Source organism: Bombilactobacillus thymidiniphilus, from assembly GCF_023380245.1.
GTDB classification, from domain to species: domain Bacteria; phylum Bacillota; class Bacilli; order Lactobacillales; family Lactobacillaceae; genus Bombilactobacillus; species Bombilactobacillus thymidiniphilus.
On the sequence record NZ_CP093365.1, the window covers coordinates 1,164,178 to 1,190,290 of the forward strand.

The 26,113-nt window shown below is 37.4% G+C and carries 22 protein-coding genes and 1 tRNA gene; 22 read left to right on the forward strand and 1 reads right to left on the reverse strand.

Translation table 11 applies throughout. The annotated features are described in order from the left end of the window. Window positions 1-6 precede the first annotated feature (6 nt). The 19 genes from MOO47_RS05915 to MOO47_RS06005 all read left to right on the forward strand — a co-directional run bounded on the left by MOO47_RS05915 (window position 7) and on the right by MOO47_RS06005 (window position 22,809). Entirely contained in the window at window positions 7-1,677 is a 1,671-nt protein-coding gene (locus MOO47_RS05915; protein ID WP_249512537.1) for a sensor histidine kinase, read from the forward strand. A 142-nt stretch (window positions 1,678-1,819) separates the two neighbouring features. Continuing rightward, window positions 1,820-4,021: a BspA family leucine-rich repeat surface protein gene (locus MOO47_RS05920; RefSeq protein WP_249512538.1), complete on the forward strand. Its 2,202-nt coding sequence runs from the start codon at window positions 1,820-1,822 to the stop codon at window positions 4,019-4,021. Between the two features lie 72 nt (window positions 4,022-4,093). Then, the gene (locus MOO47_RS05925) at window positions 4,094-4,951 is read left to right on the forward strand and encodes a phosphate ABC transporter substrate-binding protein PstS family protein (protein ID WP_249512539.1); all 858 of its coding nucleotides are present in this window, start codon (window positions 4,094-4,096) and stop codon (window positions 4,949-4,951) included. 10 nt (window positions 4,952-4,961) lie between these two features. Continuing rightward, on the forward strand, window positions 4,962-5,882 hold the full coding sequence (gene pstC / locus MOO47_RS05930) for a phosphate ABC transporter permease subunit PstC (protein WP_249512540.1): 921 nt from the start codon (window positions 4,962-4,964) through the stop codon (window positions 5,880-5,882). Then, the gene (gene pstA / locus MOO47_RS05935; protein WP_249512541.1) at window positions 5,879-6,763 is read left to right on the forward strand and encodes a phosphate ABC transporter permease PstA; all 885 of its coding nucleotides are present in this window, start codon (window positions 5,879-5,881) and stop codon (window positions 6,761-6,763) included. Before pstC ends, pstA begins: the two co-directional genes overlap by 4 nt. Before the next feature lies 1 nt (window position 6,764). Then, a complete protein-coding gene (gene pstB / locus MOO47_RS05940) occupies window positions 6,765-7,565 on the forward strand; it encodes a phosphate ABC transporter ATP-binding protein PstB (protein WP_249512542.1) in 801 nt (266 codons plus the stop codon). A gap of 10 nt (window positions 7,566-7,575) precedes the next feature. Continuing rightward, on the forward strand, window positions 7,576-8,334 hold the full coding sequence (gene pstB, locus MOO47_RS05945; protein ID WP_249512543.1) for a phosphate ABC transporter ATP-binding protein PstB: 759 nt from the start codon (window positions 7,576-7,578) through the stop codon (window positions 8,332-8,334). A 12-nt stretch (window positions 8,335-8,346) separates the two neighbouring features. Next, window positions 8,347-9,015: a phosphate signaling complex protein PhoU gene (gene phoU, locus MOO47_RS05950; protein WP_249512544.1), complete on the forward strand. Its 669-nt coding sequence runs from the start codon at window positions 8,347-8,349 to the stop codon at window positions 9,013-9,015. A 47-nt stretch (window positions 9,016-9,062) separates the two neighbouring features. Beyond that, on the forward strand, window positions 9,063-9,410 hold the full coding sequence (locus tag MOO47_RS05955; RefSeq protein WP_249512545.1) for a phage holin family protein: 348 nt from the start codon (window positions 9,063-9,065) through the stop codon (window positions 9,408-9,410). A 40-nt stretch (window positions 9,411-9,450) separates the two neighbouring features. After that, window positions 9,451-10,401: an HPr(Ser) kinase/phosphatase gene (gene hprK / locus MOO47_RS05960; RefSeq protein ID WP_249512546.1), complete on the forward strand. Its 951-nt coding sequence runs from the start codon at window positions 9,451-9,453 to the stop codon at window positions 10,399-10,401. Then, window positions 10,398-11,243 (forward strand): prolipoprotein diacylglyceryl transferase, encoded by an 846-nt coding sequence (lgt, locus tag MOO47_RS05965; RefSeq protein WP_249512547.1) that lies wholly within the window; start codon window positions 10,398-10,400, stop codon window positions 11,241-11,243. The genes hprK and lgt overlap by 4 nt, the downstream gene beginning before the upstream one ends. Window positions 11,244-11,308: 65 nt before the next feature. Beyond that, window positions 11,309-12,235: a thioredoxin-disulfide reductase gene (trxB, locus tag MOO47_RS05970; protein ID WP_249512548.1), complete on the forward strand. Its 927-nt coding sequence runs from the start codon at window positions 11,309-11,311 to the stop codon at window positions 12,233-12,235. A gap of 130 nt (window positions 12,236-12,365) precedes the next feature. Further along, on the forward strand, window positions 12,366-14,087 hold the full coding sequence (locus tag MOO47_RS05975) for a phospho-sugar mutase (protein ID WP_249512549.1): 1,722 nt from the start codon (window positions 12,366-12,368) through the stop codon (window positions 14,085-14,087). 145 nt (window positions 14,088-14,232) lie between these two features. Beyond that, window positions 14,233-16,245 carry an excinuclease ABC subunit UvrB gene (uvrB, locus tag MOO47_RS05980; RefSeq protein WP_249512550.1) on the forward strand — a complete coding sequence of 671 codons (2,013 nt, stop codon included), beginning with the start codon at window positions 14,233-14,235 and terminating at the stop codon, window positions 16,243-16,245. After that, window positions 16,245-19,091: an excinuclease ABC subunit UvrA gene (gene uvrA, locus MOO47_RS05985; RefSeq protein WP_249512551.1), complete on the forward strand. Its 2,847-nt coding sequence runs from the start codon at window positions 16,245-16,247 to the stop codon at window positions 19,089-19,091. Before uvrB ends, uvrA begins: the two co-directional genes overlap by 1 nt. 141 nt (window positions 19,092-19,232) lie before the next feature. Beyond that, window positions 19,233-20,117, forward strand: coding sequence for an RNase adapter RapZ (gene rapZ / locus MOO47_RS05990; protein ID WP_249512552.1), 885 nt, complete (start codon window positions 19,233-19,235; stop codon window positions 20,115-20,117). Between the two features lie 9 nt (window positions 20,118-20,126). After that, window positions 20,127-21,170 carry a gluconeogenesis factor YvcK family protein gene (locus MOO47_RS05995; RefSeq protein ID WP_249512553.1) on the forward strand — a complete coding sequence of 348 codons (1,044 nt, stop codon included), beginning with the start codon at window positions 20,127-20,129 and terminating at the stop codon, window positions 21,168-21,170. After that, the gene (whiA, locus tag MOO47_RS06000) at window positions 21,170-22,129 is read left to right on the forward strand and encodes a DNA-binding protein WhiA (RefSeq protein ID WP_249512554.1); all 960 of its coding nucleotides are present in this window, start codon (window positions 21,170-21,172) and stop codon (window positions 22,127-22,129) included. The genes MOO47_RS05995 and whiA overlap by 1 nt, the downstream gene beginning before the upstream one ends. Further along, window positions 22,126-22,809 carry an SDR family oxidoreductase gene (locus tag MOO47_RS06005; protein WP_249512555.1) on the forward strand — a complete coding sequence of 228 codons (684 nt, stop codon included), beginning with the start codon at window positions 22,126-22,128 and terminating at the stop codon, window positions 22,807-22,809. The genes whiA and MOO47_RS06005 overlap by 4 nt, the downstream gene beginning before the upstream one ends. 35 nt (window positions 22,810-22,844) lie before the next feature. Here the strand turns inward: MOO47_RS06005 and MOO47_RS06010 are convergent, their stop codons facing one another. After that, window positions 22,845-23,690, reverse strand: a complete 846-nt coding sequence (locus MOO47_RS06010; RefSeq protein ID WP_249512556.1) for a YitT family protein — start codon at window positions 23,688-23,690, stop codon at window positions 22,845-22,847. Window positions 23,691-23,764: 74 nt separating this feature from the next. Here MOO47_RS06010 and MOO47_RS06015 point away from each other — a divergent pair. The 3 genes from MOO47_RS06015 (at window position 23,765) to argS (ending at window position 26,095) form a co-directional block, all read left to right on the forward strand. Further along, window positions 23,765-23,835, forward strand: a tRNA-Gly gene (locus MOO47_RS06015). Window positions 23,836-24,010: 175 nt separating this feature from the next. After that, a complete protein-coding gene (locus MOO47_RS07665) occupies window positions 24,011-24,142 on the forward strand; it encodes a hypothetical protein (RefSeq protein ID WP_260523901.1) in 132 nt (43 codons plus the stop codon). Between the two features lie 252 nt (window positions 24,143-24,394). Then, complete coding sequence (argS, locus tag MOO47_RS06020) at window positions 24,395-26,095, forward strand: arginine--tRNA ligase (RefSeq protein ID WP_249512557.1); 1,701 nt, start codon at window positions 24,395-24,397, stop codon at window positions 26,093-26,095. The last annotated feature ends 18 nt before the right edge of the window (window positions 26,096-26,113 follow it).

Sequence of the window (26,113 nt, forward strand, 5' to 3'; positions counted from 1 at the left end):
GTATGTATGAAACGGCAACGACGTACTATTTTGTTAACAGCTTGTGTGGGGATTTTAGTTTATATATTTTGTTTGGTTATTTTGACGCAATTTAATAAGCAAGAACAAATTAAGCATTTGGTGGCTTTGCGTTCGGATTATCAAGTTTTTCAAGCTAACACTAATCAGGCTGACTTGAATAGTTGGGAGTCAGATCATCAGCTGAAAGTGGTTAAGCTCCAGCCCAATTCGCACAATTTATTACAAAAGCAAGTTCATGATTTATTGAGTCAAGATCAATTAAATAGTAAGCATCCTTATCAAATTGGTCATTATCAGGGGCGGAAGTATTTATTTTATTTGTTGACGACTAAAGACATTAACCAACAACAAGTTTTGGTAAAAAAATATCGCTCAATTTGGCAGGCTTCATCCTTAGTGACTTGTTTTTCAGTTATTTATTTGTGCTTGTGGGTATTGGGTTTTATGGTACAATATTTGACTTACCGACAACAGCGCAAGTATATTCATGCTCTAGTGCATAAGTTGCACAATATTAATGATAATCAGCATACGGACTCGTTAATAACTAAGGACAATACGCCTTATATAGAACTAATTCATACTGTGAATGCCTTGGATAAAAATTACTCGCAATTGGCAGAAAATAATGCTTTATTGCAGCGACGTTTTAGCAGCTTGTTGAAGCATCTGCCTGTTGGAGTAATGTTATTAGATGACGCTGGCAATGTTTTATTGCACAATCAAGCCATGGCAACTATTTTAGGGCGTGAATTAGAAGATCAGGTACATCCCTTTGTTGATGATGTACAGACCTATGCACTGAGTAAGTTAATTAAGCACACTTTGAAAGATAATCATAGTCGACATCAAGAAATACAACTATTCGGTGGTGCCAATCGGTTTGTTGATGCTAATGTGATTAGAATTGTTCCTGATGATGAGTCATTAGATCAGCAAGTGATTGTTATTTTATATGATTTAACAAATTTGCATCAAATTGAGCAACAACAACTTGATTTTGTTGGTAACGTGAGTCATGAATTAAAAACGCCATTAACAGCCATTATGGGTTTTACTGATACTTTATTACAAGGTGCTTTAAATGATCCGGTGAAAGCCAAAGAATTTTTACAAATTATTCAAAAAGAAACTGGGCGCTTAAGTAATTTGGTTGATGATTCATTAGCTTTAACAACCATGGATCAAGCTAAAACTTCAGCGCCACAAACTGTTGATATTGCTGAATTGATTAATACAGCTTTGCTTCAACGTCGAAAAAGAATTACTGCGCTCAATCTAACAGTCACTAAGCATTTTACTGGTATTTTGCAAGTTCAGATAGCTGTTGATGAAATTACGCAAATCGTAACTAATTTATTGAGTAATGCGATTAAATATAATCGCCAAAATGGTTCTATCAAGATTGTTGTTCAGCAAGACCAAGATTATTTGAATTTGATAGTTCAAGACAGTGGTCGTGGGATTGCATTAGAAGATCAAGACCATGTTTTTGAAAGATTTTATCGCTGTGATAAATCGCGTAATCAACAAATTAGTGGTACTGGCTTAGGACTAGCAATTGTCCAACAGGCTGTACGGAAATTAAATGGCACAATTAAATTAGCAAGTCAGTTAAATAAGGGTACTACGGTCAAAGTTCATTTACCACTGTAAATTCAAGTCAGCAATAGCTGACTTTTTTTGTTGCTTTTGGCTATAAGCAGATAAGCAGTTTTTCATTTGGGGCTGCTGTATACTGACACTGAAAAAAACAGTTAGCAATTGTTTATTGGCAACTGTTGGTTAGGGGAATTTGATGTCAGTAAAAAAAATAATAATTTCCACTGGCTTGACTACTTTATTATTTTTTATTTGGTTTACAATAGTGCAAGTCAGTGCCCAAGCCGCTAATTTTAAATTATCTGTTTTAAATCCTCCACGATTGGATACTACATTAACAACTGTACCTGCAACAGCTAATAACCTAAAAAAAGCTTCCACGCAAGATGATGATCAATGGTTCGCTTACGATTCTGCTAATCAAACATTGACCTTACAAGCTAATTCATCTGCTGCACCTACCTATGATAGTGCAGGTAATCCGCAATGGCCGTGGGCAGCTTATCAAAGCGAAATAACTCGGGTTGTGATTGCTGGCAACATCACGGTACAAAATGGTACGCAAATGTTTGCTAATTTGACGAATCTAAAAAGTATTTCGGGTTTAACTAATTTAGATGTTAGTCAAAATCAAAACTTCACGCAGATGTTCGCTAATTGTCCACAATTAAATGAATTGGATTTGAGCAATTGGGACATGCAACAAACGCAAGATACGACAGATATGTTTGCCAGCGACAATATGATGTGGAAAATCACTTTAGGACCTGCTGTGCGCTTTGATAATGATCCCCAACTGCCTGTTTCACCAGCTGATGGTAGTGAGATTCCTGATGGTCAAGCAGCTTCTGCAACTAAAATAGGCGAAACAGACTGGCAAGAAGTCGGTGATGGGAACCAAGATTTTTATCATCCTAGTGGTGAAGTGGTTAGCTATCAAGAAGACAGCACGGCGCAAAATTTACGGAGTACGCGACAAAATAAGTCAGGTTTATATCAACGTTACCAAAATGATCGCGATACCTATCCTAGCAGTGCTAAAACTTATGTTTGGCAACAAGATTGGTGGGGGATTAGTGATGATCCAGACAATCCCGGTTATAAATATTTAAAAATTTATCCGCATACAATTGATATCGCGATTACAGAAGTTATGAAAGGTGACGACGCTGCTGCTATGTGGCCGTGGCATCAGTATCGAGATGAAATTTCGCGCTTGCAGATTAAACCTGGTGTTAAATTTACGACAGGCAATAATGGTACTGCTAAAGCAATGTTTTCTAAGATGCCACATTTAAAAGTGGCTAGTGTACATTATCTGAATACTGCCAATTGTATAAGTTTTTCTTTGATGTTTGCCAAAGACACTGCTTTGACTAGTGTGACTGGTTTGCAACATTGGCAAACAGGTGATGAATCAGTTGGCAGTAATACTAATAGTTTGACGGATACTGCCAATATGTTTAATGGCTGCAGTAATTTACAAACTATTTCTGGTATCGGTCAATGGAATGTAGCTAAGATTACCAGCAGTGTTAATGGTATGTTGAGCATGTTTGCTAATTGCACTAAGTTACAGCAACTAGATTTGAGCGGTTGGCAAATGTCAAAAGATGATACGCCTAATACTTCAAATATGTTTCGTAGTGATCGTAACTTGTGGTTATTAAAACTTGGTGATTCTTTTTATTTTCGTGATAACAAACCACCTAAAATCCCCGCCCCCCCTGGTAATAATACTAATTTTCCTGATGGTAGCAACGCGCAAAGTATTGATAATTATTGGCGTTCTGTTGGTAGCGGAGATGTCCATAATCCAACGGGAGATCTACAAACTAGTTCAACATTATTTGCTTTATATAAAGCGAATAGTGAAAGTCACCCCACGGATACCAGAACCTATGTGTGGAATACAGCAGCTGATTATTTGTATCTTAATTTTGATCCAACAACAATTGATTTTGGTACCCATAAGTTACCTGTAAGTGATGTTAAGAGTACAAAATCTTTTGAACTATCAGTAAATGATTACCGTCCTGATAGAGCTGGTGCCAATTGGAGTGTAGCTGTTAAAGTATCGGCTATGCAACATGACGGTGACGAAAATAAACTAGCAGATACTACTTGGCATACAGATAGTTCTTATAATGATAGCGTACGATCAGAAGTTGTCCAATCTGGAACTAGCAATGCTTCCGAAACAAAATATCCACTTTTTACTGATGGCTTCCCATTTTATCTGCATTTTAATGCTAATGATCAACCGCAACTTGGTCAATATCATGCTCAGGTAACGTATAGTCTAACCAATGATGGTTTTTCTACAGCTATTGATCCAGATGATGCTGTAGGTAGTGATGATATTGATGCTATTTTTACAGGTAGCAACACTGAATAATTTACAAAAGATTTACAATACTGAAAATAAAGTTTTACATTCCTTTGTTATCCTAAAAAACGGAGGATTTTTATGAAAAAGTACAGATGTGGGTTGTTCATAGTTCTCGCAGTTTTATGTTTGACAGCCTGTTCTCACACCCAAGCTAAGGAGCAAACCATTACGGCCGTTGGCTCATCAGCTTTGCAACCTTTAGTAGAAGCAGCTGGTGAAAAATATAATCACGTTAATCCGGCGTCGTTTATCAATGTTCAAGGTGGGGGTAGTGGAACCGGCTTATCGCAGATTCAACAAGGAGCAGTCGCAATTGGCAATTCCGATGTTTTTGCAGAACAAAAAAAGGGTATTAAAACATCTAAATTAGTAGATCATCGTGTTTGTGTTGTACCAGTTGTGCCAGTTTTGAACAAGGATATTAAGGTTAAAAATTTGTCATTGCAGCAATTACAAAATATTTTTGTGGGCAAAATTACTAATTGGCGCCAAGTCGGTGGACCTGATTTGCCGATCGCGATTATTAATCGAGCTCAAGGTAGTGGTACACGAATGATTTTTGAACAGCAAGTGCTGCAAGGACACACAGGTATTAAATCACCGGAACAAGATTCTAGTGGTATGGTGCGGCAAATTGTCAAAAATACTCCCGGTGCAATTAGTTATGTGGCGCTGCCTTATTTGACAGATGATTTGGCAGCTTTGAAAATCAACGGTCATGCAGTAACTGCGCACAATGTCCAAACCAATAAGTGGCCTATTTGGTCTTACGAGCATATGTACACTACTAAAAATCCAGATCATTTAACTCGTGATTTTATGAAGTTTATTTTAAGCGATGAATTTCAGCAGCAAGATGTTAAAAAGATGCGTTATGTGCCGATTAGATCAATGCACTATCGACAAGATTATCAAGGAAATAAGACTAAAATTTAGGGAGCTTTTTATGGATCCGATCGCCAAAAGTTTAAAAAGTACGTCAGTATCTGCCAAAATTGAGCGACGTGGTAAATTAATTACACAATTGTGTACAATGGTGATTGTTTTATTAGTGATTGCCATTTTTGCTTTTATTGCTAGCAAGGGTGTGGCAATTTTTGGGCAAGATCATGGTAGCGTGTTAGATTTTTTTACTAAAACAACGTGGAATCCTGATAAACAAGATGCTTATCATCGTCCTTTGATTGGAGCTTTACCGATGATTGTGGGTTCTTTTGCAGTAACTTTATTATCAGTCATTGTTGCGACGCCTTTTGCTTTAGCAGCAGCTATTTTTATGGTGGAAATTTCCCCTAAATCTGGCAAAAAATTTTTGCAACCAGTTATTGAATTATTGGTAGGCATCCCTTCAGTTGTGTACGGATTTATTGGTTTGGTGGTCATTGTACCCTCTGTCCAAAAAATTGCTGGCGGTAGTGGATTTGGTATTTTAGCGGGTTCTTTAGTACTATTTGTGATGATCTTACCAACGATTACCTCAATGTCAGTTGATGCTTTGAAAGCTGTTCCTCGCTATTATCGAGAAGCTTCTTTGGCTTTAGGAGCAACGCGCTGGCAAACAACTTATAAAGTCGTTTTACGAGCTGGTGCTCCGGGGATTATGACGGCTGTTATTTTTGGAATGTCGCGGGCCTTTGGCGAAGCTTTGGCAGTCCAAATGGTTATTGGAAATGCAATTTTGATGCCTACTAATTTGGCTTCACCAGCAACAACATTAACCAGTATTTTGACGATGAATGTGGGCAATACTATTATGGGAACGACTGCTAACAATGCCTTGTGGACTTTAGCATTGCTATTATTATTGATGTCTTTAATTTTCAATATCATTATTAAATATTTGGCAAAACGGGGTGAACTCAAGTGAATCCTAAGCGCACTGATAAAATTGCAACCACGATTATTTATGTGATGGCGACGACAATTGTTGTCATTCTAATAGCTTTACTGTTATATATTTTCTTTGCTGGCATCAAAACTATCAATTGGCATTTTTTGACAGGCGCTGCTAAAAGTTTTCAGGCAGGTGGCGGAATTGGTGCGCAACTGTTTAATTCTTTATATTTGCTGGTTTTATCAATGCTGATTTCTTTGCCATTGGCTTTAGGAATCGCTATTTATTTATCTGAATATGCCAGTGCTCAAAAGGTTGCTGCTTTAATTCGCTCAATGATTGAAGTTTTGAGCTCGTTGCCTTCGATTGTGGTAGGTCTTTTCGGATTTTTAGTGTTTGTAATTAATTTTCATTTGCAGTTTTCTATTTTATCTGGTGCGTTGACATTAACAATTTTTAATCTACCTTTGTTAGTACGCGGAATTGAAGATGCTTTACAAACAGTTTCTAATAGTCAACGTGAAGCGGGATTAGCCTTAGGCTTATCAAAATGGGAAACCGTAACCCATGTGATTATTCCAGAATGTTTACCTGGGATCATTACAGGAGTGATTTTAGCAGCTGGAAGAGTTTTTGGTGAAGCGGCGGCTTTAATATATACAGCTGGGCAAAGTGCTCCGCCGTTAAATTTTAGTAACTGGAATATTTTGAGTTTAACGTCACCATTGAACCCTTTTCGTCCAGCAGAAACCTTGGCAGTGCATATTTGGAAAGTTAATTCAGAAGGACTAATTCCTGATGCGACGGCAGTTTCTGCTGGTTCATCGTTAGTTTTAGTAGTAGTAGTTTTAATTTTCAATATCTTGGCGCGTTATTTGGGTAATAAACTTTATAAACGCTTAACAGGAGAATAAGATGGCACAGGAATTAGCAACTTTTACCAGACCATTAGCAAAAGATGCTTCATCGGCGTTAAGCACGGAAGATTTACGGGTTCATTATGGTGCAAAAGAAGCTTTACATGGTGTCAGTCTCAATTTTGAACGCCATAAAATAACTTCTTTAATTGGCGCTTCGGGATCGGGCAAATCCACTTATCTACGCTCATTGAATCGGATGAATGATACAATTGCTACTGCGCAAATAACTGGTAAAATCATGTATCGCAACGTTAATATAAATTTGCCACAAGTGGATGTTTATGAGGTTCGTAAGCATATTGGCATGGTTTTTCAACGACCGAATCCTTTTTCTAAATCAATTCGCGATAATATTACTTTTGCATTGGAGCGACGTGGTTTAAAGGATCGCCAAAAATTAGCTGAAATTGTGGAACAAACTTTAAAGCAAGCTTCACTATGGGAACAAGTGAAAGATGATTTAGATAAGAGTGCACTAGCTTTATCAGGTGGACAACAGCAACGTTTGTGCATTGCACGAGCCTTGGCGATGAAACCTGATATTTTATTAATGGATGAACCAGCAAGTGCATTAGATCCAATTTCTACTGCTAATATTGAGACTACGATGCAAGAATTAAAAAAAGATTATACAATTATTATTGTGACGCATAATATGCAGCAAGCTTCACGTATCAGTGATTATACAGCCTTTTTTCATATGGGGCAGATGATTGAATTTGATCAAACGCGCCGCATTTTTACACGTCCGCAAGTACAATTAACGGAAAATTATGTCTCGGGACATTTTGGGTGAGGAATTTTGGATGACACAAGAAGTTATTACTGCACAAGATGTTCATTTGTTTTATGGTAAAAAAGAAGCTTTGAAAGGCATTTCCTTAGACGTTCGACAACATGAAATTATGGCAATGATTGGACCTTCAGGCTGTGGGAAATCCACGTTTTTACGCTGTTTAAATCGAATGAATGACTTAATTAATGATGTGACCATTACAGGTAATATTACGCTGGAAGGACAAAATATTTATGCTCCTGCTACTGACACCGTTAAACTACGTAAAAAAGTGGGAATGGTTTTTCAACAACCGAATCCTTTTCCATTTTCGATTTATGATAATGTGGTTTATGGCCTGAAAATTGCGGGTGTTAAAGATCGTCAAGTTTTAGATGAAGCTGTGGAAACTAGTTTGCGAGCGGCAGCGGTTTGGGATGATGTGAAAGATAAATTAGATCAAAGTGCTCTAGCCTTATCCGGTGGTCAGCAACAGCGCGTTTGCATTGCACGGGTGCTAGCAGTGAAGCCAGAAGTTATTTTGTTAGATGAGCCTACAAGCGCTTTAGATCCGATATCGGCAACACAAGTGGAAAATATGTTATTAGAGTTATGTTCACAATACACGATGGTAATTGTTACACACAGTATGCAACAAGCTTCACGCATTTCAGATCGGACTGCCTTTTTTTATCAAGGTGATTTAATTGAAATGGGTAAAACAAAAGATATTTTTTTGAATCCTAAAAATAAAAAAACTGAAGATTACATTAGTGGTCGTTTTGGTTAGAGAGAGTTAATTATGCGTAGTGAATTTGAAACGGAATTAAATGAATTGCATATTCGCTTTTCAGAAATGGCAATGATGATTAATGAAGCCATCAAAAAATCGATGCAGGCGTTCATTAATGATGATCCTAAATTAGCTCGCCAAGTGATTAAAGATGATCAAAAAATTAATAATCGCGAGGTGGATCTAGAGCAGAAATCTTTTGAAATGATCGCTTTACAGCAGCCAGTAACTTCTGATTTGCGAATGATTGTCACTATTTTAAAAGCTAGTTCTGATTTAGAGCGAATGGGTGATCATGCAGCTAAAATAGCGCAAACTAGTTTACAATTGCAAAATAAAGTGCCGATTGTGGATGCTAAAAATTTGTTAGCTCAGATGGCAACGGAGATTGAAACCATGTTTTCACAAACAATTGATGCTTATCTGAAAGAAGATGACAAAGCGGCTATTCAATTAGCGCAGCGTGATGATAATATTGATAAATTAGCTGAAAAAGTGGATCATGTTTGTATTGAACATATGAAAAATGATAGTCAAATGGTTGAAGATGGGACCTCTTATATGCTTATTTCGACTTATTTAGAGCGGATGGGTGATTATGTAACTAATTTATGTGAATGGATTGTGTATCTAAAAAGCGGTAAATTGTCTGAATTAAATGCCAAAAATCACAACTAGATGTATGTTATAATAAATATTACGTCAAAGCAGAAAGTGGGCTTGCTGTGAAAATTATTTATCAAACTTTGATTAATACATTACTTTTTATGGCAATTGCTCGCGTCTTACCAACAATGTTATGGTTAAATGACTGGGTAAGCGCTGTGATTGCTGGTTTTATTTTGTTTATTTTGAACATTACTATTAAACCTATTTTAAAAATTATTTCTTTACCGATTACTTTATTAACTTTTGGACTGTTTTCAATCGTAGTTAATGCACTGACATTGGAAATAGTTCGACTGATCATCCCGGGGTTTGGATTGAGTAGTTTTAGTGCAGCCATGCTTATTTCCGTGATTATGTCGATTGCCAATGCGTTTGTCGGTTATAATGCTTTTAAACGAACTTAGCTTATTAGCTAGGTTTTTTATTTACTTATAAGGGGACGTTATGGGAAAAGTAAGTGTTACAGTACAAGATTTAATTAATCATACTAATTTGACAGTTTATAGCGGTCAAGATTTTTTGAGCGAGCGATTTTTAACAGATACGGAAATTTCTCGACCAGGACTAGAATTAACTGGTTATTTTGATTATTACCCGGCTGATCGTGTGCAATTGTTTGGGCAAACGGAAACGTCGTATGCCCGCTCGATGACCTCAAAGAATCGCTATCATGTTTTACGTGAAATGTCGACTGATAAAACACCCGCCTTTGTCTTTTCCCGGGGAATAAAACCCTCAAAAGAAATGGCACAAGCTGCGAAAGCAGCACATATTCCTATTTTAGGCTCTAATTTAACTACAACTCGTGTTTCAAACATTATTACGCAATATTTGGAAAAAGTTTTAGCACCGCGTAAAAGTATTCACGGCGTTTTAGTAGATGTTTACGGTTTGGGAATTTTAATTAAGGGGGATTCGGGAATTGGCAAAAGTGAAACAGCTTTAGAACTGATTAAAAACGGGCATCGTTTGGTGGCTGATGATCGCGTTGACGTTTATCAACAAAATGAGCATACGATTGTCGGCGAAGCGCCAGAAATTTTAAAGAATTTGATGGAGATTCGGGGAATCGGCATTATTGATGTAATGACTTTGTTTGGTGCCAGTGCGGTTCGAACTTCTATGGAAATATCTTTGATTATCAATCTTAATAATTGGTCCAAAGATCAAAATTATGAACGTGTCGGTTTGGATAATAAGGTTGAGCGGATCTTTGATGTGGATGTCCCGTCGATGGTGATTCCTGTTAAAGTTGGTCGAAATATCTCTAATATTATTGAAGTGGCGGCCATGGATTATCGTGCTAAAAAATTGGGCTATGATGCCGCGGATCGCTTTGAAAATAATTTAACTGGTTTAATCAAAAAAAATTCAGAAAGTGATCGTAATAAATGACAAGAACTGCTTTAAATCCCATTTTTTTACAAATTGGTCCATTAACTATTCGTTGGTACGGCGTTTTAATTGCTATTGGAGCCATTATTGGCGTGTGGGTGGCTGTAAAAGAAGCTAATCGCCGTCAAATTATGTCAGAAGATATTATTGATTTGGTTTTATGGGGTGTGCCTTTTGCTTTGATTGGGGCCCGCCTCTACTATGTCATTTTTCAGTGGCCTTTTTATTCGCAGTATCCAAGTGAAATTATTAAAATTTGGCATGGGGGGATTGCTATTTATGGTGGCTTGATTGCGGCTTTCATCGTAACGGCAGTCTTTACTTATCATCGTCATTTACCTTTGTGGCTAGTTCTCGACATTGCAGCACCTAGTGTTTTAATTGGACAAATTGTTGGGCGCTGGGGAAACTTTATGAATCAAGAAGCTTATGGACGTATTACTTCTGCACATTTTTTGCATACTCTACATTTACCTAATTTTATTATTGAGCAAATGTTTATTAATGGACATTATCGCCAACCCACTTTTTTGTATGAGTCTTGCTGGAATTTATTGGGCTTGATTATTATCTTGAGTTTGCGACATAAACCGGGCTTATTTAAACGTGGCGAAGTTTTTTTGAGTTATGTTTTGTGGTATTCTTTCGGTCGTTTTTTTGTTGAAGGTATGCGCACTGACAGTTTGTATTTAGGTGCAGGCATTCGTGTTTCTCAGCTGTTGTCGCTTCTATTATTTGTTGCTGCATTAGTGATTTTTATTTATCGCCGTCGTCAAAAAAATATGCCGACTTATTTGGCTGGTAGTGGTTTACGTTATCCTTATAAACGTGAGGCAGATTAGTGGCATTTATGATGCCTAATAATTAAACTAGAATAATGATTAAATAGAGTTGAGGTGGGTATGTCTTGGCAAAAGAATATGATGTAGTAATTATTGGTGCAGGACCAGCTGGTTTGACAGCAGCTTTATATGCGTCACGGGCTAATTTGAAAGTTTTACTTTTAGATCGTGGAATTTACGGTGGGCAAATGAATAATACTGCTGCTATTGAGAATTATCCTGGATTTGATTCAATATTGGGTCCCGATTTGAGTGAAAAAATGTATCAATCGGCAATTCAATTTGGTGCACAGTATCAATATGGGACAGTAGAACAAATTGAGGATCATCAGACTTATAAAATTATTAAGACTAGCGACGAGGAATTTAAAGCTTTGGCAGTTGTTTTAGCAACTGGTTCCGAATATAAAAAAATTGGTGTTCCAGGTGAAGATGAATATTCTGGTAAAGGTGTATCTTATTGTGCGGTTTGTGATGGTGCTTTTTTCAAAAATGAAGATGTGGTCGTTATCGGTGGTGGTGACTCAGCCATAGAAGAAGGTGTTTATCTTACGCAACTAGCTAAGTCAGTGACGATTATTCATCGACGTGATAAATTACGTGCACAGCAAATTTTGCAAAAACGTGCTTTTGCCAATGATAAAATTAAATTTATTTGGAATGCAGCCGTAGAAGAAATTCAAGGCGACCAAAATAAAGTAACGGGTGTCAAATATCGCGACAAAAAAACGGATGAACAACGAGTAATCAAAACTAGTGGAGTCTTTATTTATGTAGGAATTCAACCTAATACCGAAAAATTACGGAATTTGGGTGTTACCAACGCTACTGGTTGGATTGAAACTAATGATTTAATGCAAACCAAAGTTCCTGGTATTTTTGCAGTTGGTGATGTGCGGCAAAAGAATTTGCGGCAAATTACGACAGCTGTCGGCGAAGGTGGCTTGGCTGGACAAGGTGTCTTTGATTATATTCAAACTTTAAAAGACTAGCTGAATAAAGCTAGTCTTTTTAATATAAATCTTGGCGACAGCGAATGTTTCTTATAATATTGATAGTGATAATTCATTGTTATGATAAAAAGGTATAATAAGGACAGCAAGATATTTGGAGGTTCAACTTATGAGTTGGCAGGATAATTATCAAGTTTGGCAAAATAATTCAGAAATAGATCCAGCATTAAAACAAGAACTAACGCAGATGGTAGCCAATCAAGCAGAATTGGAAGAAGCTTTTTATGCACCTTTAGAATTTGGCACTGCGGGAATGCGTGGCTTGATGGGGCCAGGCATTAATCGCATGAATATTTATACGGTACGCCAAGCTGCCGAAGGTCTAGCGTTATTTATGGACACATTACCATTGGAACAAAAGCAAAGAGGTGTGGTAATTAGTTTTGATTCACGCTATCACTCAGAAGATTTCGCTCAACAAGCAGCTCGTGTTCTAGGACAGCATCAAATTCCTGTCTTTTTGTTTGACAGTTTGCGTCCAACGCCAGAATTATCTTTTGCGGTGCGCCATTTGAATACTTATGCTGGAATTATGATCACGGCGAGTCATAATCCGGCACCTTATAATGGTTTTAAAATCTATGGACCTGATGGTGGTCAAATGCCGCCACAAGAATCCAATTTAATTACTAATTTTGTGCGCCAAGTTACCGATTTATTTGCTATTGAAGTAACTACTTTACATCAAATGCGCCAGCAACATTTATTACAATTGATTGGTGAAGATGTCGATCAAGCCTATTTGCGAGAAATTAAAGCTGTCTCGTTAGATGAAGAATTATTGCATGAATATTCGGATTTGAAATTTGTTTACACACCACTACACGGTACGGGTAAAATGCTAGCTAGTCGCGTCTTTGAACAAGCCGGGTTATCTAATATGCGTATAGTGGCTGAACAAGCAATTTTGGATCCAGAATTTGCCACTGTGGAATTTCCTAATCCGGAATTTCCAGAAACCTTTGATCTGGCGATTAAGCAAGGTAGTGCTATTTCTGCCGATGTTTTGATTGCAACAGATCCGGATGCTGATCGCTTAGGAGCTGCAGTTCGCCAACCTGATGGTCAATATCAGTTAATGTCTGGTAATCAAATTGCTTGTGTATTATTAAATTATATTTTAAGCACAAGGCAACGGCAAAATAAATTACCAGCTAATGGCGCTGTGGTTAAATCAATCGTTTCTACAGAACTAGCGTCTAAGATTGCACAATCTTATGGCGTAGAGATGATTAATGTGTTGACTGGTTTTAAATTTATTGCGGAGCAAATTCAGTCTTTTGAAGAGACTGGTGAACATGAATTTTTATTTGGTTTTGAGGAAAGTTATGGTTATTTGATCAAGCCTTTTGTGCGGGATAAAGATGCTTTGCAGGCTAGTTTATTGTTAGCCGAGGTGGCAGCTTATTATCGCAGTCGGGCCATGACTTTGTATGATGGTTTGCAAGAAATTTATGCAGAATATGGTTATTTTGAAGAGAAAACTATTTCTAAAACTTTTGTCGGCATAAATGGTACGCAACAAATGCAAAATTTGATGGATTCTTTTCGCAAGCAAGCTCCCAAAATGATCGGTGATACTGCAGTAGTTAGTGTGCAGGATTTTCAAAGTGGAGTGCAAACTGAGCAAGATGGCAGTCAAATAAATTTAGGTTTGCCTAAGGCAAATGTGTTAAAATTTATTTTAGCTGATGGTACTTGGATTGCTGTACGCCCTTCAGGTACTGAACCTAAAATTAAGAATTACATTGGGGTGGATGCTACTACTGCTAAAGAGGCAGCTGCTAAAATTGCTGATTATGAACAAGTTATCCAAAATTGGTATAAATAAATTGATTAAGCGTCCTTTGTTCAATGACAAAGTGGCGTTTTTTGTTATTGTGCGCTAAAATAGCGAAAGTATGTTCGGTATGCTATGATATTTGTTAGTATGCAAAATTGTGTATTGTCGACTTTTGTTTGGAGGAAAGTAATTAATGATTGAACGAGTTACTAATAATCAATTTCAATTAGTTTCTAATTATCAACCAGCTGGTGATCAACAGCAAGCAATTAATAAGATTGATGCTGGTTTCCAAAAGGGCGAAAAGGCGCAGATTTTGAAAGGTGCTACGGGCACGGGTAAGACCTTTACTATGGCAAATGTTATTCAAAATTTAAATAAGCCTACTTTGGTGATTTCACATAATAAGACCTTGGCAGGTCAATTGTACGGTGAATTTAAAGAATTTTTTCCGCATAATGCAGTGGAATATTTTGTTAGTTACTATGATTATTATCAGCCAGAAGCTTATGTTCCTTCTAGTGACACTTATATTGAGAAAGATTCTAGCATTAATGATGAAATTGACAAACTGCGTCATGCTGCTACTTCAGCTTTATTGGAACGCAATGATGTGATTGTGGTGGCTTCTGTTTCTAGTATTTTCGGTTTAGGTGATCCACGTGAATATCAAGATAGTGTCATTTCTTTACGGACAGGACAAGAAATTAGTCGTGATTGGTTGTTAAAAGAACTAGTGCGTAATCAATTTGATCGTAATGATATTGATTTTCAAAGGGGACGTTTTCGGGTCCGTGGTGACGTGGTCGATATTTTCCCTGCTTCCAAAGATGATAACTCATTGCGGGTGGAATTTTTTGGTGATGAGATTGATCGGATTTTGGAAATGGATCCGTTGACTGGTGAAATTTTAGGTGAACGATCACAAGTTTCGATTTTTCCGGCGACGCATTTTATGACTAATGATGAGCAAATGCAAAGGGCAATTCAAAGTATTGAAGTGGAATTAAAACAGCGTTTAGCTGAACTTAAGCAGGCGGGACAATTGTTGGAAGCACAACGTCTAGAACAACGTACCAACTATGATATTGAAATGATGCGAGAGATGGGCTACACTTCGGGAATTGAAAATTATTCGCGCCATATGGAAGGACGCTCAGCCGGTGAGCCGCCATTTACGCTGTTGGATTTTTTCCCAGATGATTTTAATATTATGATTGATGAATCGCATGTGACGATGCCACAAATAAGAGGGATGTACAACGGTGACCGAGCTCGTAAGCAAATGTTAATTGATTATGGTTTTCGTTTACCGAGTGCTTTGGATAATCGACCGTTAACTTTAAAGGAATTCGAAAGTCACGTGCACCAAATTTTGTATGTTTCTGCTACACCAGGTGATTACGAAATGAATCAGACCGATCATGTCGTGGAACAGGTTATTCGTCCAACTGGGTTATTGGATCCTCAAGTAGAGTTACGTCCAATTATGGGACAAATTGATGATCTGGTAGGCGAAATTAATCAACGCATTGAGAAAAATGAACGAACCTTAGTTACTACTTTAACTAAGAAAATGGCAGAAGATTTGACGGATTATTTAAAGGATTTAGGTATAAAAGTCGCTTACTTGCATAGTGATATTAAAACTTTGGAACGTACCGAAATCATTCGCGATCTACGTTTAGGTAAATATGATGTGCTAATTGGTATTAACTTATTGCGAGAAGGAATTGATGTACCTGAAGTGTCTCTGGTAGCGATTTTAGATGCCGATAAGGAAGGTTTCTTGCGTTCAGAGCGTCCACTTATTCAGACTATTGGTCGAGCAGCACGTAATGCTCATGGGCATGTCTTGATGTATGCGGATAAGATTACCGATTCTATGAAAGTGGCTATCAGTGAAACTAAGCGGCGCCGTCAATTACAAGAACAATTTAACAAAGAGCACCATATTACACCGCAGACAATACAAAAACCAATTCGTGATGCGATTTCGGCTATTAAATTAGTAGATAATAATGGTAATGAACAAGAAGAAATTGTAGCCGATCATTTTGATTTTGAGAATCTATCTAAGCATGATCAGCAAGATTTATTAGAACAATTGACAGCACAAATGCAGCAAGCTGCTAAAAAGCTAGATTTTGAACAAGCTGCTAATTTGCGAGATACAATTTTAGATTTGAAAGCAGAGATTAGCTAATGGCAAATGAAAATATCGTAATTAAGGGAGCGCGATCCCACAATTTAAAAGATGTTAACGTAACTATTCCGCGTAATAAAATGGTTGTCGTTACCGGACTATCTGGCTCGGGGAAGAGTTCTTTAGCATTTGACACACTCTATGCCGAAGGGCAAAGACGTTATGTGCAGAGTTTATCGTCTTATGCCCGCCAATTTTTAGGACAAATGGATAAGCCTGATGTTGACTCCATTGATGGTCTGAGTCCAGCGATTTCGATTGATCAAAAAACTACTTCTAAGAATCCGCGTTCAACTGTCGGCACAGTGACTGAAATCAATGATTATTTACGGTTACTGTGGGCACGCGTTGGTACGCCAATTTGTCCGAATGATGGTACGGAAATTACTAGTCAATCAGTTGAGCAGATGGTTGACCGCTTATTACAATTACCTCCCAAAACTAAATTACAAATTTTAGCGCCAGTTGTGCGTAGTAAAAAAGGGCAACACAAAAAAGTTTTGGCACAAATTGCTAAACAAGGTTATGTGCGTGTGCAAATTGATGGACAGCAATATAATATTACTGATGAAATTGAATTAAGTAAAAATCAAAAGCATAATATTGCTGTGATTGTTGATCGAATTGTCATCAAAGAAAATATTCGTTCACGTCTTTTTGATTCGGTAGAAGCAGCACTGAGAATGTCTGGTGGCTACATGAATGCTGATGTGATTGGTGATCAGACATTGATTTTTTCTGAACATTATGCGTGCCCTTTATGTGGCTTTACTGTTGGTGAATTGGAGCCTAGATTATTTTCTTTTAATGCGCCTTTTGGTTCTTGCCCTGATTGTGACGGATTAGGAATGAAATTGGAAGTAGATCCGGAATTAGTAGTGCCTGATTCAACGTTGTCCTTAGATCAAGGTGCCATTGTACCTTGGAACACAGATCACTCACAATATTATCCGCAAGTTTTAGAGCAAGTGGCTGATCAATTAGGGATTGATCGACGTAAACCGTTTGCTGATCTGAGCGAACAGCAGCAACATGAAATTTTGTATGGTACCAATCGTAAACAAATTCATTTGCATTTTGATAATGATTTTGGCAGTGTGCGTGATGTGGATACGGAATTTGAAGGAGTTATTCCTAATATTGAACATCGCTATCATAAGCCTTCTAGCGCTTTTATGCGTGAAATCATGCGTAAATATATGACAGAATTAGTTTGTCAAACTTGTCATGGTACGCGCCTGAATGAAAAAGCTTTAAGTGTGCAAATCGCTGGTCATAATATTGCAGAAATTTCTGACTTGGCTATTAAACAAGGCTTGCCGTTTTTTGAAAATATTCAACTTTCTCAGCAAAATCAAGTTATTGCACAGCCAATTCTAAAAGAAGTAATTGATCGTTTAACGTTTTTGAAAAATGTTGGTTTAGATTACTTGAATTTATCTCGTGCTGCCGGGACTTTATCTGGTGGTGAAGCTCAACGAATTCGTTTAGCTACGCAAATTGGTTCTAATTTGTCGGGTGTTTTATATATTTTAGATGAGCCATCAATCGGTCTGCATCAACGTGATAACGATCGTTTGATTGCGTCATTGAAGAAAATGCGCGATCTTGGTAATTCTTTAGTGATTGTGGAGCATGATGAAGATACGATGCGCCAAGCAGATTATTTAATTGATGTAGGTCCTGGGGCTGGATCAGCAGGTGGTAAGATTGTGGCTTCCGGTACGCCGAAAGAAGTGCAAGCTAATCCTCAATCATTGACCGGACAATATTTATCTGGTACTAAATTTATTCCATTGCCCGCTACGAGACGTTCAGGGTCCGGTGAATTTGTTGAAATTTTTGGCGCCAGTGAAAATAATCTGAAACAGATTGACGTTAAATTTCCGTTAGGCAAATTTATCGCAGTGACTGGGGTGTCGGGTTCTGGTAAATCGACATTGGTAAATACGATTTTGCAGCGCGCTTTAGCGCAAAAAATTAATCGTAATTCCACACGACCGGGTAAATATCGAAAAATAACTGGTTATGAAAATATAAAGTCACTAATTAATATTGATCAAAGTCCAATCGGACGAACTCCACGCAGTAATCCAGCAACATATACGGGGGTTTTTGATGATATTCGTGACTTATTTGCGCGGACTAATGAGGCTAAATTGCGCGGTTATACTAAGGGACGTTTCTCCTTTAATATTAAAGGCGGTCGTTGTGAAGCATGTAAAGGTGATGGAATCATCAAAATAGAGATGAACTTTTTACCGGATGTTTATGTACCGTGTGAAGTTTGTCATGGTACACGCTATAATTCAGAAACACTAGAAGTAACTTACAAGGACAAGAATATTGCCGATATCTTGCAGATGACCGTGACGCAAGCTTTGCAATTTTTTGATCATTTACCAAAAATTAAACGTAAATTGCAAACCATTGAAGATGTTGGCTTAGGATACGTGCAATTGGGACAGTCAGCAACAACTTTATCTGGCGGGGAAGCTCAACGGATGAAGTTAGCTTCTGAGTTGTATAAAAAGTCAGATGGTCATAATTTCTATATTTTAGATGAGCCCACTACTGGTTTACACGTTGCAGATATTGAGCGCTTACTTGTTGTTTTACAGCGTTTAGTAGATCAGGGCAATACAGTTTTGGTAATTGAGCATAACTTAGATGTAGTTAAATCTGCTGATTGGTTGATTGATTTAGGTCCAGAAGGTGGCGATTTAGGTGGTCAAATAGTTGCGCAGGGCACCCCTGAAGAAGTTGTAACAATACCTGAATCTTATACTGGTCAATATTTAAAACCTATTTTAGCTAAGACACCCAAGATGTCGACTACTGATTAAAGATCTATTTGATTGTAGAATAGATCTTTTTATAATTACGTATTTTTAGATTATTTTTTTTAATTGTGGTCATTAATTAGAAATATTATAATTAACGAGAAGATAATAATATTATGGCAAACCGATTATTGAGGTAATTAAATGAGTAAAAAAGCAAATTCGCCGACAGATATTGTCATCGTTTCGGGAATGAGTGGTGCTGGTAAAAGTGTGGCAATTCAAGCTTTTGAAGATATGGGTTATTTTTGCTTAGATAATATGCCACCGTCTTTATTGGATAAATTTTATCAATTGGTGCAAGAATCCGGTACCACCAACAAAATTGCGGTGGTCGTTGATATTCGATCGCGGATTTTTTATGATCAGTTGCTCCGCATTTTGGCTGACTTTGAAGATGTTGCAGAAATGAAAAGTCAGATTCTGTTTTTGGATGCTACAGATATGGAACTAGTGGCACGTTATAAAGAAACGCGGCGTGTGCACCCTTTGGCAACTAATGGTCGTCTAATTCAAGGCATTCAAGAAGAACGACAATTAGTTCAACCAGTTTATCAAAAAGCTTCTTTAATCATTGATACGACTGATTTAACTGCTAAACAATTACGTGAAAAAATATTTAATGATTTTGCGGACGAAAGAACAGATCCTTTTCATATTGTGGTGATGTCTTTTGGTTTCAAATATGGCGTACCGATTGATGCTGATGATATGATGGATGTTCGCTTTTTGCCTAATCCTTTTTATATTCCCAAGTTGAAATCTAAGACTGGTCTTCAACAAGCAGTTGCTGATTATGTATTTGATCAGCCGATGACCAAAGATTTTTATCAACAATATTTACAACTACTAACAACTATTATTCCCGGTTATTATCAGGAAGGAAAGGCTAGTTTGACGATCGCAATTGGTTGTACTGGCGGTCAACATCGTTCGGTGGCGATTGCGCAAAAGTTGGGCACGGATTTGCAGCAACTCCCTTATCCTGTCGAAATTATCCATCGTGATATTGATCGTCATCAACAATAGGTAAATAGTATGAATGTTAATACCACAAAGACAATTAAAGTTATTAAAGGGCGTCGACCCAAGATTACGGTAATCGGTGGAGGCACTGGTTTACCGGTTATTTTAAAAAGTTTACGTAATTTAAATGCAGATATTACTGCTGTGGTTACAGTAGCTGATAATGGCGGTTCATCAGGCGCTATTCGCGATTATATCAATGTTGTACCACCGGGAGATATTCGTAATGTCTTGGTTTCTCTATCAAATCAAGAAAATTTAGCTTTAGATATTTTTCAGCATCGTTTCAATAGTAATGATTCTTTTTTAGCGGGACACGCGATCGGTAATTTGATTATTGCGGCGCTTTCCGAAATGTATAATGGTGATATTTTTACTGCAGTACAAGAACTTGCGCGCATGATGAACGTGGAAGGTCATGTTTTTCCGGCTTCTAATGTACCATTGACGTTAAATGCTGAATTCACTGATGGCACAATTATTGCAGGAGAACACGAAATCACTTATGCTGGCAAAAATATTTCACGAGTTTGGGTAACGGATACCAATCACCCTACTAAAACGCCTCAAGCGGTTTTACCTGTTTTAGCGGCAATAATGCAAGCCGATGTGGTTTTATTAGGACCAGGCAGTCTATTTACTAGTATTTTGCCTAATTTGATGATCCATAATTTAGGTAAAGCTTTGCGCCAAACTTCCGCGGAGATTGTTTATGTTTGCAACATTATGACACAAATTGGCGAAACGGTTAATTTTAGTGATGCCGATCATGTGCAAGTCTTAAATAAGCATTTAGGTGGTAATTACATTGATACAGTGTTGGTCAATAGTACGCCTATTCCGCAGGATTATATGGATCATGACAAGTATTCTGAATATTTGTCACAAGTCAGTTGCGACTTTCCAAGATTACGCCAAATGGGTTGTCGCGTGATTACTAATGATTTTTTGTTGTTGCGTGATGGCGGAGCTTTTCATGATGGTGATAAAGTAGCACATGAAATCATTAATTTAGCTTTTCAATACGGAAATCGTAAAAATAAGGAGCAAATTTAGTGGCATCTTATGCAAGTGAAGTTAAAAAAGAATTAACTACTTTAGAAGTTCATCCTGAGCATGCGCGCGCTGAATTATCAGCTTTGATCCGGATGAATGGTAGTTTATCTTTAATTAATCACCATTTTGTTTTAAATATTCAAACAGAAAATCCGGCAATTGCTCGCCGCATTTATGCGCTGTTACACCAGTTATATACTGTGGAATCTGATCTAGTGGTACGTCGCAAAATGAAACTTAAGAAAAATAATCAATATATCGTTCGTTTGCGCCAACATGTGCAGGAAATTTTGGCTGATTTACGAATTATTGAAGCGGACAGTTTTCAAATCCGTACAGATATTCCAGAAGACGTGCTGAATTCTAAGCAACGGGCGCGTTCCTATTTACGTGGCGCTTTTTTAGCAGGTGGCAGTGTCAATAATCCGGAAACTTCTAGTTATCATTTAGAAATATATTCATTATATGAAGACCAAAATACAGGTATTTTGCAATTAATGAATAAATTCGATTTACATGCCCGTGCTACGAGTCGTCGTAATGGTTTCATCACTTATTTGAAAGAAGCAGAAAAAATTTCGGATTTTTTCCAAGTTACTGGCGCAACATCTGCAATGCTGAAATTCGAAGATGTTCGTATTGTGCGCGACATGCGTAATTCGGTGAATCGTCTAGTAAATTGTGAAAATGCAAATATCAATAAAACCATCAAGGCTGCAAGTCAGCAAATAGAAAATATTAAGTTTTGGCAGGATAATTATGGCTTAGAAACTTTACCACCTAAATTGCAGGAAATTGCGCAAGTTCGGTTGGCTAATCCAGAAGTTTCTTTAAGTGAGTTGGGCAATTTAATTCCGAGTGGTACGATTTCTAAATCAGGTATTAATCATCGCTTGCGTAAATTGAATGATTTGATTAATTCCAAAAGGAGTCCGCAACAAATTGGGGAGGAAGTATGATGAGGGTTTTAGTGATTGGGGCACATGGTAAAATTGGTTTTCAAGTAGTCAATGCTTTGCAAAAGCGTTCAGAATATCAAGTTGTTGCTGGCTTAAGAGCTTTAACACAAGTACAAGATTACCAAAATAAAAATTACCAAGCACGTTTTTTGGATTTAGAAGGATCTTTAGCTGATTTGACAAATACTATGGCAGATATTGAAGCAGTTGTTTTCAGTGCTGGATCTGGTGGTGAAACCGGTGCTGATAAGACAATGATGATTGATTTGGATGGCGCAGTGAAAGCGATAGAAGCAGCTAAATTAGCCGGTGTGAAGCGATTTATTATGGTTAGCGCGATCAAAGCTGATGAACGATCTTTTTGGTCTTATAAGCAAAACGATTTAGCAGTGGGTAATTATTATTACGCTGCCAAATATTATGCTGATCAGTGGTTGCAGAATAGTGGATTGGCTTATACGATTATTCGACCTGCAGTTTTAACTGATGCACAACCGACAGGAAAAATTGATTTGGCAACTCAGTTGACACTCAAAAAAAATGAGCATGTGCGGACTATTACGCGCTCTGATGTGGCTCAGCTAATTGTAGTGGCTTTAGATAATCCTGTTAGTATTGGACAAGCATTTGATGTTAGCAATGGTGACTTGCCTATGAATGAAGTTATGCTTAATTTTTAAGCACAAAAAAAGTAAGCTATTGAAAGCTTACTTTTTTAGAATCTACCATTGTGCACTTCGGCCACACTATCAGCTAAGACAAAAGCTTCCGTGTCAATCTCAAAAATATTGTCTAAAACGGTACCGTAGTTTTGTGTGTCGGTAACTAGCATTAGCATCTCTTTTTGATCATTAGAATGGCCACCACGAACATCAAAGACGGTACTGCTAGCTTGTAATTCCAGCTCCAACTTATTTTTGATAGTATCTAGATGTTGTTCACTCATCACATAAACAACTAATTTTTTGTCAATACCAGTTTGAATATAATTTAGAACAATGGTTGAAATACCGACAGACAAGATTGCTAGAAAAAAGTGCTCGAAGCCAGAAACAAAAATATTTCCTAGACAAACAATACCATCAATTACGAAAAGACTGTTAGCTTTGCGGATCCGAAAATATTTATTCAAAATCATTGGCGGAACGGTTGTGCCACCAGCCGACGATCCTAAACGATACAGAATTGAAAGTCCAAATCCAAAAATAATACTGCCAATAATATCTGACAATAAGGGATTTTTGATGATCATATAATTTGGAGTAATAGCTAAGAAAATTGGGAGTACAATACTACCAAACGTGATTTTAGCAGCTGCTATTTTGTCCAGAAAGATCATCGTTAAAATCCACATGAAAATATTAAAAACCAGCAAGGTCATCGATAGTGGAGTGTTCCACAGTTCTTTGACTAAGATAGCAATACCGGTGGCACCACCAGCCGCAATCTTATGCGGATCAAAAAACATCGAAACACTGATTGCAATTAATTCTAGACCTAGTAAGATTGAGAGGAAGCGGATAACTTTTTTCAGATATTTGTTTCTTCTTATATTTACCATAATAATATTATTACAGATTTTTTAAAAAAAGTCAGCAAAAATAAAAAATTAGGTGTATAATAATGTTTCATATCGCGGATGTAGTTTAATGGTAAAATTTCAGCTTCCCAAGCTGACGTCGCGAGTTCGATTCTCGTCATCCGCTTTTGTAGACGTGCAAATATATATTTATGTGTGTGGTATATATGTTTTTGTAACCTTAAGGATTTAGCAGTAGTAAAACGCCATATTAATTTATATAACGCTCAAATTTTATTCTTGACACGATCCCAATATGTGAGTAAAATGGCGCTTAATCATTAATTAAGGGGGTAGTGAACATGAATAATTTGCGTATACAATTAGACATGGCTTCACAAAAGTTCATTGCCTTGATTCCGGGTGCTAACGAACATGGGCAAGGTCAGACTATTCAAGAAGCAATTGCAGATTTAGATCACAGTATCAATTAGTTCTTAGTAAGGTTCTTGAAAATTTAAATAGATTACTTTAAAATAAAAGCGCAGAGAATTAAAGCACTTTGTTATTCTGTTGTAGTGAAGCTGGATTAGTGAAAACCAGCTCAGATTAGGTGCCGTCGCGACTTTGTAATAATCAAATATGATTTTTAAAGTGGATTACTGATCAATTAGAGTGGTACCGCGGGTCAAACTCGTCTCTTCCAAATATATTTTGGAGGAGATTTTTTATTTTGGAGGTCAATAATGGATATTAAGCAAGCAAAACAGGCAGTTAGAGATGCGTTAGTTCCAGTTTTGAAATCAACACAACTAACAGCGGATGAAATTTTCAATTTAATTGAAGTACCCAAAAATGCCCGAATGGGTGATTTTGCATTTCCTACCTTTCAATTAGCCAAACAATTGCACCAATCACCAGTTAATATTGCCCAGGAAATAGTAGGAAAATTAGATCAAGCAGCTTTCACGAAAGTTGAAGCTAAGGGACCTTACATTAACTTTTTTGTTTTGCGTGATCAAGTAACACAAACAACATTAAATGATATTTTAGTGGCTGGTGAAAATTATGGTTTTAGTCAGCAAGGTCAGCAAAAGACGATTGTGTTAGATATGTCTTCGCCTAATATTGCTAAACCTATGTCTATGGGACATTTGCGTTCGACGGTTATTGGTAATTCTTTATCCAACATTTTCAATAAATTGAATTATAAAACGGTCAAAATCAATCATCTGGGTGATTGGGGAACGCAATTTGGTAAATTGATGGTAGCCTACAAAAAATGGGGCTCAGAAGAAGAAGTGAAACGAGATCCGATTACCAATTTGCAACGTTATTATGTTAAATTCCATCAGTTAGACAAGGAACACCCTGAATTAGACGATGAAGCGCGTGAATGGTTCAAAAAGTTGGAAAATGGCGATCCAGAAGCAACTCATCTATGGGAGTGGTTCCGGTCTGAATCCTTGAAAGCTTTTGAGCAAGTTTATGAAGAGCTGGGTGTAGACTTTGATTCTTTCAAAGGGGAAGCTTTTTATAACGATAAAATGTCGGAAATTGTGCAACTGTTAGAAGATAAAAATTTACTACAGGCAAGTCAAGGGGCCGAAATCGTTGATTTAGGTGATGATTTGCCACCGGCTATGATTAAAAAATCCGATGGCGCAACATTATATATTACGCGTGACTTGGCAGCAGCTTTGTATCGTAAGCGTACGTACGATTTTGATAAGGCGCTTTATGTGGTTGGTAGCGAGCAAAGTATCCATTTTGAACAACTTAAGGCAACATTAGCTAAAATGGGGTACGACTGGGCAAAAGATATTGAGCACGTTAAGTTTGGTTTGATTACGTCTGGCGGTAAAAAGTTGTCAACGCGTTCTGGCAGAGTAATTTTATTAGAGCAAGTTTTGCGCGATTCTGTTAAATTAGCACGCCAACAAATTGAAGAAAAAAATCCAACCTTAGCTAATAAAGAGCAGGTGGCTCATGACGTTGGTGTTGGTGCAGTAGTATTTCATGATTTGAAAAATAATCGGACTGATAATTTTGATTTTCAACTTGAAGAAGTGGTACGCTTTGAAGGAGAAACGGGACCTTACGTTCAGTACAGCCATGCTCGGGCAATGAGTATTTTGCGTAAAGCTAATTACCAAGTTGAAGCAACAGGATTACCAGCTGCTTTAGATGATAACACTTGGGCAATTGTGACGGATTTGGCAAAGTTTCCACAAGTTGTGCAACAAGCTGGCATGCAGCGTGAACCATCGGTGATCGCTAAATATGCTTTGCATCTAGCCAAAACTTTCAATCATTATTATGCGCATACAAAGATTTTAGTAGAGGATGCTGATTTACAGTTGCGCTTAAACTTAGTGCAAGCTGTGGCAATTGTGCTTAAAGAAGCGCTCAACATTTTAGGTGTGGCTGCGCCAGATGAAATGTAGGATTCCACTGCGTTAGTT